14 protein-coding genes are annotated in these 15,888 nt (G+C 61.1%); 7 read left to right on the top strand and 7 right to left on the bottom strand.

Translation table 11 applies throughout. The annotated features are described in order from the left end of the window. Nucleotide 1 precedes the first annotated feature (1 nt). From IHQ72_RS03735 to IHQ72_RS03745, 3 genes are all read right to left on the bottom strand, one after another. Nucleotides 2-856 carry an MBL fold metallo-hydrolase gene (locus tag IHQ72_RS03735; protein ID WP_258121231.1) on the bottom strand — a complete coding sequence of 285 codons (855 nt, stop codon included), beginning with the start codon at nucleotides 854-856 and terminating at the stop codon, nucleotides 2-4. Between the two features lie 122 nt (nucleotides 857-978). Further along, the gene (locus IHQ72_RS03740) at nucleotides 979-1,428 is read right to left on the bottom strand and encodes a cyclic nucleotide-binding domain-containing protein (protein ID WP_023675957.1); all 450 of its coding nucleotides are present in this window, start codon (nucleotides 1,426-1,428) and stop codon (nucleotides 979-981) included. 305 nt (nucleotides 1,429-1,733) lie between these two features. Further along, nucleotides 1,734-4,448 (bottom strand): ABC transporter transmembrane domain-containing protein, encoded by a 2,715-nt coding sequence (locus IHQ72_RS03745; RefSeq protein ID WP_258121232.1) that lies wholly within the window; start codon nucleotides 4,446-4,448, stop codon nucleotides 1,734-1,736. 29 nt (nucleotides 4,449-4,477) lie between these two features. Between IHQ72_RS03745 and IHQ72_RS03750 the strand changes: the two genes are divergently transcribed. Both IHQ72_RS03750 and IHQ72_RS03755 read left to right on the top strand, forming a co-directional pair. Further along, entirely contained in the window at nucleotides 4,478-4,915 is a 438-nt protein-coding gene (locus IHQ72_RS03750; RefSeq protein WP_258121233.1) for a hypothetical protein, read from the top strand. Beyond that, on the top strand, nucleotides 4,915-5,586 hold the full coding sequence (locus tag IHQ72_RS03755; RefSeq protein WP_258123722.1) for a class I SAM-dependent methyltransferase: 672 nt from the start codon (nucleotides 4,915-4,917) through the stop codon (nucleotides 5,584-5,586). The genes IHQ72_RS03750 and IHQ72_RS03755 overlap by 1 nt, the downstream gene beginning before the upstream one ends. 122 nt (nucleotides 5,587-5,708) lie before the next feature. Here IHQ72_RS03755 and IHQ72_RS03760 read toward each other — a convergent pair whose 3' ends face one another. Genes IHQ72_RS03760 through IHQ72_RS03770 form a run of 3 tightly spaced genes read right to left on the bottom strand, consistent with a single transcriptional unit; the run spans nucleotide 5,709 to nucleotide 9,362 of the window. Then, on the bottom strand, nucleotides 5,709-6,905 hold the full coding sequence (locus IHQ72_RS03760; protein WP_258121234.1) for a glycosyltransferase family protein: 1,197 nt from the start codon (nucleotides 6,903-6,905) through the stop codon (nucleotides 5,709-5,711). Beyond that, nucleotides 6,902-8,146, bottom strand: a complete 1,245-nt coding sequence (locus tag IHQ72_RS03765) for a glycosyltransferase (RefSeq protein ID WP_258121235.1) — start codon at nucleotides 8,144-8,146, stop codon at nucleotides 6,902-6,904. The genes IHQ72_RS03760 and IHQ72_RS03765 overlap by 4 nt, the downstream gene beginning before the upstream one ends. A 1-nt stretch (nucleotide 8,147) precedes the next feature. Further along, nucleotides 8,148-9,362 (bottom strand): glycosyltransferase family protein, encoded by a 1,215-nt coding sequence (locus tag IHQ72_RS03770; RefSeq protein WP_258121236.1) that lies wholly within the window; start codon nucleotides 9,360-9,362, stop codon nucleotides 8,148-8,150. 476 nt (nucleotides 9,363-9,838) lie between these two features. Here IHQ72_RS03770 and IHQ72_RS03775 point away from each other — a divergent pair, with 476 nt between their 5' ends. From IHQ72_RS03775 to IHQ72_RS03790, 4 genes are all read left to right on the top strand, one after another. After that, entirely contained in the window at nucleotides 9,839-10,801 is a 963-nt protein-coding gene (locus IHQ72_RS03775) for an ABC transporter substrate-binding protein (protein ID WP_258121237.1), read from the top strand. A gap of 15 nt (nucleotides 10,802-10,816) precedes the next feature. Beyond that, entirely contained in the window at nucleotides 10,817-11,530 is a 714-nt protein-coding gene (locus IHQ72_RS03780; RefSeq protein ID WP_258121238.1) for a L,D-transpeptidase, read from the top strand. 152 nt (nucleotides 11,531-11,682) lie between these two features. After that, a complete protein-coding gene (locus tag IHQ72_RS03785; RefSeq protein ID WP_374120331.1) occupies nucleotides 11,683-11,901 on the top strand; it encodes a hypothetical protein in 219 nt (72 codons plus the stop codon). A gap of 245 nt (nucleotides 11,902-12,146) precedes the next feature. After that, nucleotides 12,147-12,386 carry a PA2433 domain-containing protein gene (locus IHQ72_RS03790; protein WP_258121240.1) on the top strand — a complete coding sequence of 80 codons (240 nt, stop codon included), beginning with the start codon at nucleotides 12,147-12,149 and terminating at the stop codon, nucleotides 12,384-12,386. Between the two features lie 106 nt (nucleotides 12,387-12,492). Here IHQ72_RS03790 and IHQ72_RS03795 read toward each other — a convergent pair whose 3' ends face one another. Then, the gene (locus IHQ72_RS03795) at nucleotides 12,493-14,550 is read right to left on the bottom strand and encodes a BTAD domain-containing putative transcriptional regulator (protein ID WP_258121241.1); all 2,058 of its coding nucleotides are present in this window, start codon (nucleotides 14,548-14,550) and stop codon (nucleotides 12,493-12,495) included. 230 nt (nucleotides 14,551-14,780) lie between these two features. On the opposite strand from IHQ72_RS03795, the gene IHQ72_RS03800 reads away from it, so the two are divergent. Further along, entirely contained in the window at nucleotides 14,781-15,869 is a 1,089-nt protein-coding gene (locus IHQ72_RS03800; protein WP_258121242.1) for a PLP-dependent cysteine synthase family protein, read from the top strand. Nucleotides 15,870-15,888 lie beyond the last annotated feature (19 nt).

Raw genomic sequence — 15,888 nt, forward strand, 5'->3', positions numbered from 1 at the left:
CTCAGCGCTTTTTGCGCAATGAGACTGGAAATTTGAGCGTCTGGCCATCCCGCGCGGCAAAAGCGCCGGTAAACCTGTCTTTGGCCAGTTTCTCGATCTCGTCCAGTTCCGCGTCGGTCCGTGTCGGATCGTGGTGAAACAGCGCAAGCCCCCGCGCACCGGCCACCTCACAGAGCTTGACGCCCTGTTGCCATGTCGAGTGCCCGTAACCGCGGCGGCGTTCCATTTCCTCCTCGGTGTAGGTGCAATCGTAAATGACGAGGTCGGCATCTTCGATCAGGCCGAGCACCGCCTGATCGAGTTTGTCCGGTTCGTGCTCAGTGTCTGTGATCACCGCCACGACGCGGCCGCCCCATTCGACTCGGTAGCCTATGCAGCCGCCCGGATGGATAAGACTGCCGGTTCGGACCACCACCCCTTCGCGCGGCCGAAGCACGTCTCCGGATACGAAATCGCGATAGTCGAGGCTTGCCTTGCAGATCTCCAGTTTCACCGGAAACCACGGCGGCCGCATGAACTCATCGACCATCTGCCGGGTCGTCATGTGTCCTGCAAGATGCCCGGACCAAAGCGTAACCTTGACGCTCCGGTCATAGATCGGCGCAAAAGACGGCAGCCCGATGATGTGATCGTAATGGCAATGGGTGAAAAGCAGGTCGAAATCGGTCACGGCCAACGCCTGAAGCGCCCCGCCGGCAGGCCGTAGGCCAGAGCCTGCGTCGAACAGAAGCGTATGCTTACCGCATCGCATCTCAATGCAGATTGTGTTGCCGCCATAGCGAGAGAATTCTGGCCCTGATACCGAAATGCTGCCGCGCACACCCCAAAACCTGACCAGGAAAACGTCGTCGTCCATGCTACCTCTTCGCCCATCTTAGCCAAACAACTGCTGCTAGGCGAGACAGGCATTCTCCGGGTGACCTTCTCAGCAAGAGGGCAGTGCCATCACGACGGCGAGGATCGAGCGCACGTCATTCGTTATTTGGCGCTTCGTGCGTCGATCAGATCCGCGGTCGTATGGCTTAGGCGATCGGCAAGAACCCGCAATATCTCGATGGTCATTTCCGGGAACTCCCTCATAAGCCTCAGGAAATGATCTTTGCGGATTCTCAAGGCTTCCAGCGGACTTGCCGCTCTGACGGTGGCAGTGCGGGAGCTGTTGCACAATATGGCGATCTCGCCAACAATCGAATTTGGCTCCAGTTCGGCAACTTTTATCGGTCCGCTGTCGGAATCGACCAGAATATCCGCCCTGCCTGAAAGGATGACATAGGCGGCGTCTCCCTCGTCGCCCTGCCGGAAAAGGATCTGACCGGCGCTGTAGCTCACACGATCGGATGTGAACGCAAGCAGCTTGAGCTTTGTCGGCTCGATGGCAGAGAACAAGGGAACGCGTTGCAGCATTCCAACTTCATCCTTGAGCAGCATTGTCGCAAACCTTCCCAAAATTCGCGTTTGCCAGACTAGAGCAACGGACGCCCAGATGGAATGAATTCTGTTTCCGGGATGGCGAGACGAACCACGCGAAAGGTGCGAGCCCGATGTCGTGCGATCGGGCGATGCCGCCTGACAAATGGGCGTCCGCCACCGGAAACCCGAAGAGCCGGGTGAATTTGCGGCAAACCCCTTCGGGATTTCGGCGCGGATGTGGTCCCGCTACGCCCTTCGCCGAATCCCTTGACCTTGCAGTAAATTCCCACCGGCAGAATGATCCCATCTGAATGTCCGTTGCTCTATGACAACAGTTCCTTGAAGATACCGTTCCCTGCCAACAGTGTCTCGGGTGTTCCGTCTTCCACCAATTTACCCGAGTCGAAGACGATAACGCGATCGAATATCATCCCCATCGCCGGATTCGTCACGACCCACACAATTGCCGGCGAATGGTCGTCGCGCCTGGCTTCCTCGAGCACGTTTCGCAGCACCTTATCCTGCATGCGCTGGTCGATCGCCGACAGCGGCCGGTTGAGAATGAGAAAATCAGGACGCTTGAGCAGGGCCCGGGCAACATCGAGCTTCTGTCGCTGTCCACCGGTCAGCCGCCTGCCGCCGGAGCCGACGTTGAAGTCCAGGCCGACATCCAGAAGTTCGGCATAAAGCCCCAGTTCGTCAAGAATGTCATAGACGATGGAGCGTATGCGGTCCGGCGCGTCGGGATGGTTGTTGCCCACACGCCCGAACAGGACATTATCCATGACTGTGGCCGCGGCAATGTATTTGGCAGGATCATACCGTTCGATCGCATTTTGCAGCTCGGGCGGCAGGTTTTCATAGAAGCGGTTGCGTGCAGCGACGATCTTGCTCATCAGCTCGTCGCTCAGCAGGCCGAAGCGGTGCCGGGGCTCGATATAGGCAAAGCTCAAGGTGACGATCATGGCGCGGTCGTTCTCCGAAACCGCCTCGTGGGGACGGTTCTTGAGCCGTTGCAGCAAGGTTTTGTAGGTGGGTATCTCCTCGGCGCTCATGAAGGCGAGCTGCTGGAAGAACGGGTGATCGGGCGGCAGGTCGGCAAACAGCTCGATCGCCTGTTCGGCGATCTCCATGCCCATTTCGTAGAGCGTGTGGTCGAGGCCGGCCTGCCTCAGCACAGAAGCAAAATAGGGATTGGCCGCTAGAGCCCTGTCGGCCAGTTCGGGGCCGGCGGCAGCGCCGAAGAGCAAGTTTTGGCCGATCGTTGCTTCCTTGTTATAGGCGCCCGGTTCGAAAGGAGCCACCAGTCCGCTCAGCCCTTCGTGTTCCAGCCGGGTTCGCAGCGCCGCACGCAATTCGACGATCCGCCTGGCAAGCTCCGTGTGACGCGTGAGGTCGGCCGTAGAGCGCAAGCCAAGATCCAGAATGTCGCGCGATAGAACAACCGCGTCGAGCACCCGGCGTACGGCTTCAAAGAGGTCGTGCGGGCCGGTAGCGCCGGCGGAAGCATAGTTGATCCAGTCGCTGTGGATATCAAAATCCGGATTGCCCGACCGGCGCGCCTCGTGGATGTTCCAGCGGTGCTGGTCTGCCGCAGCACCGTCATAAGGCACCGATGTCAGCGGCGCATGCTTCAACCCGTAGAGCAGGTTATCGCGGAGGCTTGCCTGGAACAGGAAAACATCCGACGAGGCATAGGACATGCGCCGGCCGGTCACTGATTCGGGGAGTTCAAGCAGGTCGTCGGCGCCCGAAGCGACCCTTCCGCTGCCCGGCCAGTTCAGCCGCGCGAAGGCTTCTGCAAGCGCCTCGGCTCCACCTGTTGCGGTACTGACCAGCGCCACCGTCTCACCCGGCTTGACCTGGAGGGAGATACGGTCGAGGAGCATTGCACCGCCATCGTCTGCTATGGACAGACTGATCGCCGACAGGGGGTTGGTCATCGGATCGGGATCGTCGATCGTCAATGCCCCGATTCTCGGCGCAATGAGACCCTCGGCGGTGAACTGTTCAACGACCTGCTGATATTTGACCTGGATATCCTGCCGCGCCTGATCCCAGTCGATCAGTTCTTTCATCGGTCCGGGCAGGTCCTTGTAGGCGCCGATCACGGCCACGAGCTGACCGACGTCCAGCCGCCCCTGGATGACCAGATACCCGCCGATCATGTAGAACAGAAAGGGCGTGACCTGCGCGAGAAAATTGTTGAGGAACTTCACCATGAATTTCCATTGGTAAAGATCGAAGCGGATCTTAAAGATGAGCCCGAGCCGGGCAGCTATGTCGGCGCGCTCGTAGTTTGATGTGTCGTGGACGTGAACCGCGCCGATGCCGTCGACGATTTCGCCAACCCGGCCCGAAAGCGCGCGCGCCGTCAACTGCCGTTCGCGCCCGAGCACGATCAGCCGCCGCCGCATTCGCGGGATGAGCACGATCTGGATCGCCACGATCACGGCCGCTATCATTCCGAGCCAGAAATTCTGGACCACGATGAACAGCATGGCCGTCAGCGCCTGGCCGCCGAGCAGCACCGGCTGCACGAAGGCATCGCCGATGAAGCCGCCCAGCGGCTCCACCTCGTCCTTCACCATGGTCGCCACTTCGGCGGATTTCACCCGCTTGAAGTAAAACGGCGGAAACCGCAGCACACGATCGATCAGATCGAAGCGGATACGCCGCAGCATGCGTTCGCCGAGGCGGCCCTTGTAGGTGTTGATGTAGAGTTTGAACAGGCCGTTGATGACGACCAGCAAGAGGAACACAAGGCTCAGGGCAAACAGCGTCGCCTTGCGGTCGAGCTCAAAACCGGAGAAGAACTGGACCTCTCCGATGAACGGCAGGTTATAGTGCAGCCTCATGAATGGCTGGGTCGCGCCCGGTTGCTCGAAGCCGCTACCTTGGATCGGGCCGTTCACGATCAGCTTCGGCAGGTCGAAGGACATGAAATACGGGATCATCGAAAGCACGACGATCATCAATATCCAGAGCTGCTGCTTCTTGGTGTGCGTCCAGATATAGCGGGCTATGCTGGGTTCCATATGCGGCTGTGGACCCTTCAGTTGGAAGGATGCAGGATGTAAAGGCACCTGCTGGCGAATGGCGTATCGGCAATTTCTTCGTCGCCAACGACAAGCTCGAAGCTGCAGCGCACGGAGATTGTCCTGCGCTCAACGATGGAAGGAACCTGCGAGGCGGCGCGATCCAGTTCCGGCGCATGGTCGATGACAACGACATGGGCATTGTTGATCAGCGAAGAAAGCAGCTGGCCAAACGGTTCGCGGCTTCCGTAGTGTTTTGGCGAATAGCCGAGCAGCACGAGGCCGCAGCTGCGCCGCTGGTGCTGGCGGATGGACGCCGATGGTCCGGACAGATGCAACAGGCTCTCTCCGGCACCGGGCAATGGCGAAGCCGCTTGCAGCATAATCACGTCCGCGAATCAAACAGCCTTGCGGGAGGCAAGATTGCGTTGTGTCGCCCGAAATCCCAACATACAAGACCAATATGATGGATGTCACGCAACCACGCAATGCCGGCATGGACTGGCACGAGCAAGCCTTGGACCTCACGCGGGGAATTGCTGCCTATGTCAACTGCCCTCTGGTGGCAGGGCTGGCGCGCGTCATCACCAAGCATCCGAAGGCCGATATCGCCAACGCCTTCAACCACAAGCAGGTCGCCTGCAAGATGTGGGCGCTCGACAGGCTGTTCGAAAGCTGCGGCGGCCGGTTCGGGCGCATATGGGTTCTGGGTGGATGGTACGGCGTATTGCCGGCGATGCTTTTCAACGACGCCCGCTTCGACATCGCGGCGGTCGATAGCATCGACATCGATCCCGAAGTCGCGCCGGTCGCCCGGACCCTCAACCGGGAAGCCGGCGACCGGTTCCGGGCGCTGACGGCAGATATGTACGCACTCGACTATGCGGCCGGGCGGCCCGACCTGATGGTCAATACGAGCTGCGAACACATAGCCGATCTGCGCGCCTGGCTTGCTCTGCTTCCGCGGGGCACGAATGTACTGCTGCAATCGAACGATTATTTCAGCGAGCCGACGCACATCAACTGCGTGGCTTCACTTGCAGCCTTCGAAGCAATGGCGGCGCTACGGGAGGTGCGGTTCTCCGGCGAACTGCCGACAAAAAATTATAGGCGCTTCATGCTGATTGGAACTGTTTAATGCATTTCGCCCAAAAGCATGCCCTCGAGCCTGACCCGAGGGTGCGTAGCGGTTTTAGGACAACGACGTGCATAAAACAAGGACTTGAAGCGCGTTGCACGAATCTCACCAGACGTGGCGCGTTAGCATCTATCGTCTGTTTGGTCATGAACTTTTCCGAAACCAGGCCCCACTTTTAGGGACCATGTTCGATACCTCTCGCGCAGGATTTGCGCCGAGCGGCGCGCGCCTTCCAGATCGAGACGATGCGCGGCTGGCGTCGGTCCCACAAGCGCCTGTTCGATCGCTTGCGCCAAACCTTCAGGCGTTAGGTCCTTTTCCATCAGCACCGTTGCAAGACCGAGTTCTTCGAGCATCAGGCTGCGAACCGTCTGTTCGGTTTCCCCGCCGGCTGCAAATGGAACGAGCAGAGAGCGACAACCCGCGCGCAGGACATCGCAGACCGTGTTGTAACCCGCCTGCGAGACTGACAGGCGGGCGCCGGTCAGCAGGCTGGCGAAATCCTCGCGGAACCGGAAGATGGACAGGACCGGCGTGGCATCGCGTGCGATCGCGTCAAACTCGTCTTTCGGCAGGTTTGGGCCGGTGATCAAACACCATTTCCAAGCGTTGTTGGCATTCCGCGCCGCTGCGATGGTGGAGCTGACAAGGCTCTTTCCGGCAGCCCCGCCGCCAACCGACACCAGAACGTCGAAGCGCTCGGAGGCCGCGGGCGATGGCGGCGCGGCAACGAGCCCTGTGTAGGTGACCTCGGCCCTGATCGCCCCAGCCAGTGGAAATGTCTTGTCGATGGTTGCGAAAGCCGGATCGCCGTGGACCATGACAAGGTCGAAATGCCTGTTGACCAGATCGACCGTTTCCTCGTTTCGGCCCGGCTTGACGCGCTCCTGAAGGATATCACGGACGGACGTCGCCAGCAGCGGTCTGGGCGACGTCGCGTCGATGGCCTCGATCAGCGGCAGGAGTTCGAAACGCATCTGCCGGCGTCCAAATGGAAACGCCTCGACAATGACGATATCAGGCCTGCAATCCCGGAATGCCTGCAGCAGCATCTCTGAACGCCATGTCTTGAAATCATCGTCGATGGGTTTGCCCTGCAGGTCGACAAGTCCGGAAAATCCTTCATCACCGGAGGTGACAGGTGGCAGGGTTACAGATTTTACACCCAGTCCCGGAAACCCCGCGATCGGCGCTCCGCCGGTCACGACGGTTACGTCAAACCCGTCATCAACCAGAGCCGCCGCAATGCGGCTGGCGCGCGCGAGATGGCCGATACCGAGCAGGTGCTGGACATAGAAGAAAGCGCGCAGCCGCTTCATTCGGCGGCCTGCCACTCCCGCTCGAACAGTTCCTTGAGCTGTCCAATGCTTGCCATATGATCGAAATTGCCGCGCACGCGCCGCTCTGCGGCGTCGCCGAGGCGGGCGCGCAGCACGGGATCACGGATCAGGCGCTCCAGCGCCTGTGCCAGGGCAATTGGGTCTTCCGTCGGAACCAGCAGCCCGGTTTCATCCGGCGATAAAAGCTCCGGCACGCCGGAAATATCGGTCGACACGCAGGCAAGCCGCTGGCTAGCCGCCTCCACCAGAACATTCGGCAGACCGTCCCGGTCGCCATTTGCGGCGATCCTGCAGGCCAGGGCGAAGATGTCGGCGCAGCGGTAGTGCTCAAGCACCTCCTCCTGCGCAAGCGCGCCTTTCCAAGAGACGCGACCATCCAGGCCGAGCTTTTGCGCCAGCGCCCTGAACCGTTCCAGTTCCTCGCCGCCGCCGATATGCTCGAAACGCCACGCCAAATCACCAGGCAAGAGGGCAAGGGCCTCCAGCAAGGTATCGTAACCTTTCTTTTCAACGGCGCGCCCGACACTCAGAACGATAACCGGTTCATCCGGCGCCGAGCCGTCATGCTGATTTCGCGCCTCGCCGAAACCGCCGAAGCGATCAAGGTCGAGCCCATGATAGCTCAGATGCACAGACGAGTTGCCGTTAGCGAGTTTTTTCAGACGGTCGAAGCCGGCTTTCGTGCAAGTGACCGTCCAGCGCGCCGAGGAAAGCTTGCCAGCCAGATCCCAGTCCGCCGAAGTCCAGATGTCCTTGGCATGGGCCGAGCAGCTCCAGGGCAGGCCACGAAGCTGGCTGGCATAGCGCGTCACCGATGCCGGTGTGTGCGCGAAATGTGCATGCAGCCAGCTCGCGCCTTCCGGCCATTCGGCCGCCAGCACGAGCGCTTGCCCGAAGCGGCGCGCGCGATTGCGCGTAAAGTCGCGGCGGATATCGGTAGCCAGCGATCCGAGCGCGCGCCAGAAGCCCGGCCGCAGCAGATAAGCAAACAGCGAGCGAACCACGCGCAGCGGCTCTTCATGCAGATATTCCGGCAGATAATGGACGGGCGCTTTGATCTCGTCATGCACGGGGTGGCGTTTTGCGTCGGTCGGCCGCCTGAGCGCGACGAGTATCAGGTCGAACCCCGCACGCTCCAGACCGAGCAGTTCCTGCGCGATGAAGGTTTCCGACAGCCGCGGATAGCCCTTCAGAACCACGACGATCTTGCGATGTTGCAACTCAGTTCATGCCTTCAATGACCGAAAGGTGATGGCCGCCCCGCCGGTCGAGCAGTTCCGCGACGATTTCGGAAATGTGAGGCAGCCCTTCCAGCGTCAGATGCGGATGGCTCTGCGATGGGCCGGGCCGGTCCGGCAGCACCTCCAGTGCATTGGCAAACCGCTGGGAATCCTCGGCTTCTTCCGGCAAAAGCATCTCGATGAGGCCGAGTTCGGCTGCGCGCCGTGCTCGGATCAGTTGTTCCTCGCGGGGCTTGACGCGCGGCACGATCAGCGCCGGCTTGTCGAAAGACAGTATCTCGCAATAGGTGTTGTAACCGCCCATCGCCACTACCGCCTTGGCGCCGGCAATCAGCTCTTCCATGCGGTTGTCGAACTCGATGATCTTGATATAGGGGATCTTGGACCCCTTCTTGAGCAGCTTGTTGCGCTTGCGCGCCGGCATGTAAGGCCCAAGCACGATCAGCGCCCTATGCTGCAATTGCGGATCCTGCTGATAGGCATCGATGACGCTGTGGATCAGTTCGGCGCCGTCACCGCCGCCACCGGTGGTAACGAGGATATAGTCGCCCTCGGGCCGGTGGCCGGGCAACTCGTTCTTCTGCAGGCTCCGTTGCAGGAAACCGACGAACTTCATCTTTGCCCTGACCGCCGGCGGCACATCCAAGCCGGTCAACGGATCGTAGAAATCCGGCGGACCATAGACCCAGACCTTGTCGTAGAACAGGCCTATCTTGCGCATCACATCCCTGCGTGCCCACTCCGCTTCGAGCAGATGCGGCGCGTCCATCACCTCGCGCAGGCCAAGCACGAGCGTGGTGCCCCGCGTCTTGAGGTAGGACAGCGTGTCCTCGATCTCACCGCGCAGGCCGAGCGGTTCCTTGTCGACGATGAAGATATCCGGCCGGAAGGTCTCGGCTGTGTGGCGGATGATCGACTGGCGCATCCTTAGCGTCTCATGCAGATCGATATCCTTTTCCAGCGAGGTGTATTCGCCGTTGCGCAACTTGATGACGCTGGGGATCTTCACGAAGTCGACACGGGCGCGGTAGTCGAAGGCGCCAGCGATAGTCGCACCCGAAATGATAAGCACCTGAAGTCCGCGGAAATCCTCAACCAGCGAATGCGCGATCGTCCGGCAGCGCTGCAAGTGGCCGAGCCCGAACGTGTCGTGGCTGTACATGAGAATTCGAGCATTTTGTACGTGCTGGGTCATTGTTGAAAGTCTTTTAGAATTCTCGGCTTGAGGACCGTCGGTGACCCGCACGAAACCATTCTCGCGAATCTACCGACCTGTTTTGAAACATGAGGGCGCAATTTTCAATTTGTATTACCCAAGAGGGTCCATATGCTGAAACCAGGAAGCTGCGTCTACTTAGCGGCCTGCTTGCCACGTGGTCCAGAAGAACCTGCATCATTTCACTGGTATTGGCCATCTCGGATTCTCGGCGGCCTTGACCGCCACCGCGGACATCCTAAACATTGGCGGCCGCGTTTTGAGCATCTTCCCATACGGAATGTCATCGCGTAGCGTGCAGGGGCGGCATGTGACGGCGCTCTCTTTGGCGAATGCACTGCCGCACCTTCAGCAGTTGCCGTCGGCAGATGGGGGCTGGTGTCACAACCCGGTGCTTGCCGTGACAGATTGTTCCCGTCCCGGTTAGTTTCAGCACCGAAGCGAGGGGGAAGAAAATGCACAACCGATTTCGGCAGTGCCTGCGCAGAATGTCGCTGGCCGCATTGACGATGCTGGCGGCCCCGCTCCACGCGGCTGATCTCGTCATTGCGATGCCGAACTGGCCGTCGGGCCAGGCGACGGCAAACATTCTCAAGGTCAGCCTGAAGGAACATTTCGGGCTCGATGCCGATGTGCGCGAGATGGGGACGCTTATTGCCTTTGCCGGCATGGATAGGGGTGAGGTCGACATCTATCCGGAAGTCTGGCTTCCCAATTTCGATTCACTCGTCAAGAAGTACGTCGACGGGCGCAAGACCGTTGACCTCAGCCCCAAGGGTGTGCCGGCCGCGCAGGGCATATGCGTCACGCGCGAGACTGCGGACAAATATGGCATCAAGGACATTTCAGATCTGGCGGATCCGAAAAAGGCGACCGTGTTCGACACCGACGGCGACGGCAAGGGCGAAATGTGGATTGGCGCGCTGGGCTGGTCGTCGACGAGCATCGAGAAGATACGGGCAAAGAGCTACGGCTATGAAAAAACGATGACGCTCCTTCAAATGCCGGAAGATATGGCAATGGCTGCAGTCGATGCGGCCGCGGCAACCGGGCAACCGATCGCATTCTACTGCTACAGTCCGCACCACATTTTCGAGCTCCATGATATCGTCGAATTGACTGAGCCGAAATATGATCCCGCCAAGTGGCACATAGTGATGCCGAGCGACGACCCTGACTGGCTGTCGAAATCGGAGGCGCCGGTGGCGTGGGACGCATCGCATTTCTACATCGGGTTTGCGTCCTCGACGGCTGCGCGCCTGCCGAAGGTGGCGGCCTTCCTCTCCAATATCGACTTTACCGCAGAGGAGGTCACCGAGATGAGCTACGCATTGCAGGTCGATCGGCAGGATCCCGCCAAATACGCGCAGGCCTGGGTTGCAAATCATCAAGACCGGCTGAACGCCTGGTCGAAATAAGGGACAGGGACGAACATGACCCTTTCGCTCGCAAACCGGTCCGTCACTCCGAAAAGCAATGATCGCAGAATAGCTGGTCGCCGCCTGGTTCTTGGCACAGCGCTTGCCTTGACCGCGATCGGCGCGACACTGGTGTATGCCGCTCAGACGCAGGTATTCGATCCGCAGACCCATAAGTGGGTCGAATACGACAAGAAGAAAGCGCGCAAATACTATGCCGCGCATAATGAAGTCCCCGAGGCGTTTCGCCCGCAGATGGTCAAGTTCCGCACCGCGGAAGTGCCGGGTACGATCATCATCGATGGCAACCAGCATTTTCTCTACCTTGTGCAGCCGGGTCAGCGCGCCATGCGCTACGGTATCGGGGTGGGCCGGGAAGGGTTTGGATGGGCCGGCATCGTGCGCGTCGGCCGCATGGCGGAATGGCCGACCTGGACACCTCCGGCCGAAATGATCGCTCGTGATCCGAATGCGGTCAAACATGCGGCAGGCATGCCGGGGGGGCCTGACAATCCGCTCGGCGCCAGGGCGCTCTATCTGTATGAGCGCGACCAGGACACGATCTATCGGATACACGGCACGCCGGAGCCCTGGACGATCGGGCTCGACGTGTCATCAGGGTGTATCCGGATGAGGAATGACGACATCACCGATCTGGCATCCCGCGTCAAGGTTGGGGCCAAGGTCATCGTTCTCATGCAGGGGGCGGCACTTTACAAGGGTGTGTGAAGCCGGAGTGTGTGAAGCGGCATTTGGAGAGGGACCAGGCAATGTCGACAAAACGTGCAGTGAGAACTTCGATCCGGGCAATAGCAATTGGATTCCTGGTGGGGCCCTTGAGCGCTTGCGTCAGCGCGCCGCCGCCGCCTCCTCAGGACCAGATGTCCAGGACCCAGGTCGAGACGGCCCCGGCGGACCTTCAGCTGCTTTGCGCCGACGCGGTCGCCAAGGCGAGCGGCGCCGATAGCACCAAAATACTTCCGGTTTCATCGAGCAAGATCGATCCCAAAACCTATCAGGTCGAACTCGATGCCAGCGGCAAAAAGACAAGCTGCCTTGTCGATACGGACGGCAATGTTAAATCCGTTCAGCCCACCTGATCCGCTCTGCCTGAGGAATTTTGCGACGATCTGACGATTGCCGCGAACCTGGCGTCGGTTTCGGGCGTCACGATGTCGGTGGCGACCAGCTGTGGTGAAAGGTTCAGAAACCCCGAGAAAAAGCCCGGCCGGCCGCAGCTTGCCTCAACCCGGCGCCATCATCGTCATTGGCACATTCGGGCATTGGCTGTACCATTCCTAGGCCGGTCGTCGATGCGGCGTGTTCCGGCAATGGAGAAACGTCCATGTTACGATCAATTTCGCTTGCGGTTTTCCTGGCGGTCGTTCCTGCGACAGCCTTTGCAAATAAATGCCCGACCATCATGGCCGCGATCGACGCGGCGTTGCCGACCGCGACGCTGCCCGAGGCCGATATGACCAAAGTCAAAGAACTGCGCGCCCAAGGCGAGACATTGCACGCGGCCGGCGATCATGCAGGGTCAGAGGCTGCGCTCAACCAAGCCAAGACGATGCTCGGCATATAGCTGCAAAGAACGCGGCTTTCCTGGCCGATTGCGGGGCTTTTGTTCGGTTGTCGGTCGGTGAGGATCACGGCCTTGACCGCTTGAAGCAGGCCCGAGCTGGGTTGGATCAGCCCAGCCCGATCCGCTTGGCGCCCTGCCGGAACATAGCCTCGGCGTCCGGCTCGAACCGGAAGGTGCCGATGAAATCATCGGCACAGTAGTTCGGCAGCGTCTTGCGCAGCGCGGCGGAAAAATTTCGCGCCTCGTCAAGCCGCCCCGCCAGCGCGAGGCAGTGAGCTGCGATCGCCAGGATGATGGCATGGGCATTGGGCCGGGCGGCTGCCTTCAGCGCCCATTCGGCGGCCTCATCGAACTGGCCGAGCCGGACATGCGCCATCGCCCTGGCGCCGAGCATGCCGAACAGCAGCGGATCGAACGGGCTCAGATGGCGCGAATGGTCGGATGAACCGATCGCCGCGTTCGGATCACCCGACTGGGAATGGACGAAAGAGAGAGCGTAGTGGCCGAGCGCGAAATTCGGGCTGAGGTCGACGGCCCGTTCCAGCTCGATGAGAGAGCCGTCCTGCTCGCCGCGCAGCCACAGCGCCCGGCCCATGGCCCAGTGGGCGGCCGGATTGTGACCGTCGACCAGAAGACTTTGGCCGGCCGCCTCGAAGGCGAGCGCGCTTTCCTGGTCGCGGTCTCCCCAGCGCTGAAAAGCGTTCTGCCAATGGGTGAATGACAGGCCGGCATAGGCGCGGGCGAAGGTCGGATCGAGCTTCAGGGCCATGCCGAAGAAATGCCGGGCCTGTTGGTTTTCGGTGCGGGTGAAGCGATACATATGCCAGAGACCACGATGGTAGGCCTCCCAGGCATTCAGCGAGTTGGGGGCTTTCAGCATGGCGCGGTTGCGCTCGACCATCTCGATCTCGGCTGAGATCGACGAGACGATGCTGTTGCCGATATCGTCGAGGACGGCAAAGATATCGTCGGGCTTGCGTTCGAACGTCTCGGCCCAGACGATCCTGGCCGTGCGGACCTCTACAAGTTCCACGCTGACCACGACGCGGCCTGCCTGGCTGCGCACCGTGCCGGTGGCGACATAATCGACGTTCAGCCGCCGACCGGCATCTTCCGGCGCGATGTTTTTTTCCGCCAGCGCAAAGACGGAGCCGCGGGCGATGACGAAGAAATCCCTGAGCTTGGCCAGGCGGGTGATGATGTCGTGGGTGAGGCCGTCGGCCAATCCACCGCGAGAGGGGCCGCCGCGAGGGTCGCCGACAGCCGCCTCCTCGACAAACGGCATTATCGCGAGCGAGGTCTTGCACGATGCAACAACACCGGAATCGGGAAGCATAATTTCCGCTTGCGGGACCACGGGCAGGAGTGCCGGTCGCGCCCAGAGCGTCGCGGCAGGTCGCTCGCTGCGGATCGTCCGCCATGCCTCACGAACGGGTTCGAAATCCAGATCCTCCGAAGCAAACAGCTGCGCTGTGGAAGCGAGATGTTCCTCGCAGGCGGCGATCTGGCCGCGCTGCGCCAGCCTTGTCAGAAGAGCCAGATGCGCACGCCCGTCGAAGGGAGCGAGTTCCACCCATTTCTCCAGGTGCGCGGACATTTCGTCGGCATCCGCCGGAAGCTTGTTGACGAGATGTTCCAGGATGGCGGCATGCCACGAGCTGAAGCGGCGGCGTTGCGCGATCAGCCAGCTGTTGAAATGCGGGCTGCGGTCGATCTCCAGCCCATCGAGGAAATCGCCGACGAACAGTCCGGACAGGGCCTGCAGCCGCTGCAGATCGAGCGTCTCGATGCCTTTAGCGGCCGCCGAGGCGATGTCGATCGCGTCGACGGAAACACCTTTCAGATGAAGCGCGATCGTGTCGCCAGGCGTTTCGATCCTGCGGCGATCCGGTTCGTCGAGGACGCCCCTGAGCTTGCTGAGGCACCAGCGAAGCTCGCCCCTCGGATCGTTCGGCACATCCCACAGCAGCTCGCACAAACGGCTGCGGCCGACGGCATGCGGCGCAAGCGCCAGATAGGCGAAGAGCGCGCGCAGCTTGCGCGATGCCGGCAGTTGCAGGGTGGCGCCGTCGCGGATGACCGTCAGCGGTCCGAGCAGCCGCACGGACAGCCCGGCCGTTGCGCCGTCCAGGCTCGATCGAGCGGATTCCACGTGCGTTTCCACGCTTGCTCCCACGCTGGCCAGTTGTCCTCTGTTCTACCATCGAAAGCGATAGAGTGCATCCGGCAACGAATTTCCGCGCCGGCTGCTAGCATCGCCCTTTTCCGGGCCACATGCCGGCAAAGCAACCGTACTGCGGCAAGGTCTCGAAACCTCGCCGCCCAAGCCGCCGGTTTGTAACCGGCTCGTGACAACAACAACTCGTGACAACAATAAAAAAGAGGAGAGCAGACATGTTGCAGCAACGGAAAATCAGAACCACGGCCGGGCGCGGCCGCCTGTTCGACAGCATTATCGACACGGTCGGCGATACGCCGGTGATCAGGGTCAACAATCTCGGCCCCGATCATGTGACGATCTATGTGAAGGCCGAGTTCTTCAATCCGGCAGCGTCGGTGAAGGACCGGCTGGCGCTCAACATCATCGAGGAGGGCGAGCGCAGCGGCGCCTTGAAGCCGGGCCAGACCGTCGTCGAGGCAACCAGCGGCAACACCGGCATCGGGCTGGCCATGGTCTGCGCGCAGAAGGGTTATCCGCTGGTGGTGACGATGGCCGACAGTTTCTCCATCGAGCGCCGCAAGCTGATGCGCATGCTGGGCGCCAAGGTGGTGCTGACGCCGCGCGCCCAGAAGGGTTTTGGCATGTACAACAAGGCGGTCGAGCTCGCCGGGGCCAATGGCTGGTTCCTGGCCCGCCAGTTCGAGACCAAGGCCAATGCCGCCATTCACGAGGCGACGACGGCGCGCGAGATCATCAACGATTTCACCGGATCGCGGCTCGACTGCTTCGTCACCGGCTACGGAACCGGCGGCACCGTCGTCGGCGTCGGGCGCGTGCTGCGCCGCGAGCGTCCGGAGACCAGGATCGTTCTGGCCGAGCCCGCCAATGCCCAGCTGATCGGCAGCGGCAAGGCGCAGGAGCGCGGCGCCGACGGCGCGCCGGCCGCCAGCCACCCGGCCTTCGAGCCGCACCCGATCCAGGGCTGGACCCCGGATTTCATCCCCAACGTCCTGCAGGAGGCGGTCGACGCCAGTCTCTATGACGACGTCGTGCCTGTTCCCGGGCCGGAGGGCATCAAATGGGCCAAGGCGCTGGCGCAAAAGGAAGGGATTTTCACCGGCATCTCCGGCGGAGCCACTTTTGCGGTGGCGCGCCAGATCGCCGAGAAAGCCGCACCCGGCTCGGTGATCCTGTGCATGCTTCCCGACACCGGCGAACGCTACATGACGACGCCGCTGTTCGACGGCATCGAAGCCGAGATGGACGCGGAGGAGATTGCCCTCTCGCGCTCGACGCCGGGCTGCCAGTTCCCGGCCGAGTAACGGCATACGGGAGCGACGC

The organism is Mesorhizobium onobrychidis, from assembly GCF_024707545.1.
Classification (GTDB): Bacteria; Pseudomonadota; Alphaproteobacteria; order Rhizobiales; family Rhizobiaceae; genus Mesorhizobium; species Mesorhizobium onobrychidis.

What these genes read in the sequence shown, in the direction of transcription:
- IHQ72_RS03735 (WP_258121231.1), bottom strand. Translation starts at nt 856, where the DNA reads ATGGACGACGACGTTTTCCTGGTCAGGTTTTGGGGTGTGCGCGGCAGC.
- IHQ72_RS03740 (WP_023675957.1), bottom strand. Translation starts at nt 1,428, where the DNA reads ATGCTGCTCAAGGATGAAGTTGGAATGCTGCAACGCGTTCCCTTGTTC.
- IHQ72_RS03745 (WP_258121232.1), bottom strand. Translation starts at nt 4,448, where the DNA reads ATGGAACCCAGCATAGCCCGCTATATCTGGACGCACACCAAGAAGCAG.
- IHQ72_RS03750 (WP_258121233.1), top strand. Translation starts at nt 4,478, where the DNA reads ATGCAGGATGTAAAGGCACCTGCTGGCGAATGGCGTATCGGCAATTTC.
- IHQ72_RS03755 (WP_258123722.1), top strand. Translation starts at nt 4,915, where the DNA reads ATGGATGTCACGCAACCACGCAATGCCGGCATGGACTGGCACGAGCAA.
- IHQ72_RS03760 (WP_258121234.1), bottom strand. Translation starts at nt 6,905, where the DNA reads ATGAAGCGGCTGCGCGCTTTCTTCTATGTCCAGCACCTGCTCGGTATC.
- IHQ72_RS03770 (WP_258121236.1), bottom strand. Translation starts at nt 9,362, where the DNA reads ATGACCCAGCACGTACAAAATGCTCGAATTCTCATGTACAGCCACGAC.
- IHQ72_RS03775 (WP_258121237.1), top strand. Translation starts at nt 9,839, where the DNA reads ATGCACAACCGATTTCGGCAGTGCCTGCGCAGAATGTCGCTGGCCGCA.
- IHQ72_RS03780 (WP_258121238.1), top strand. Translation starts at nt 10,817, where the DNA reads ATGACCCTTTCGCTCGCAAACCGGTCCGTCACTCCGAAAAGCAATGAT.
- IHQ72_RS03785 (WP_374120331.1), top strand. Translation starts at nt 11,683, where the DNA reads ATGTCCAGGACCCAGGTCGAGACGGCCCCGGCGGACCTTCAGCTGCTT.
- IHQ72_RS03790 (WP_258121240.1), top strand. Translation starts at nt 12,147, where the DNA reads ATGTTACGATCAATTTCGCTTGCGGTTTTCCTGGCGGTCGTTCCTGCG.
- IHQ72_RS03800 (WP_258121242.1), top strand. Translation starts at nt 14,781, where the DNA reads ATGTTGCAGCAACGGAAAATCAGAACCACGGCCGGGCGCGGCCGCCTG.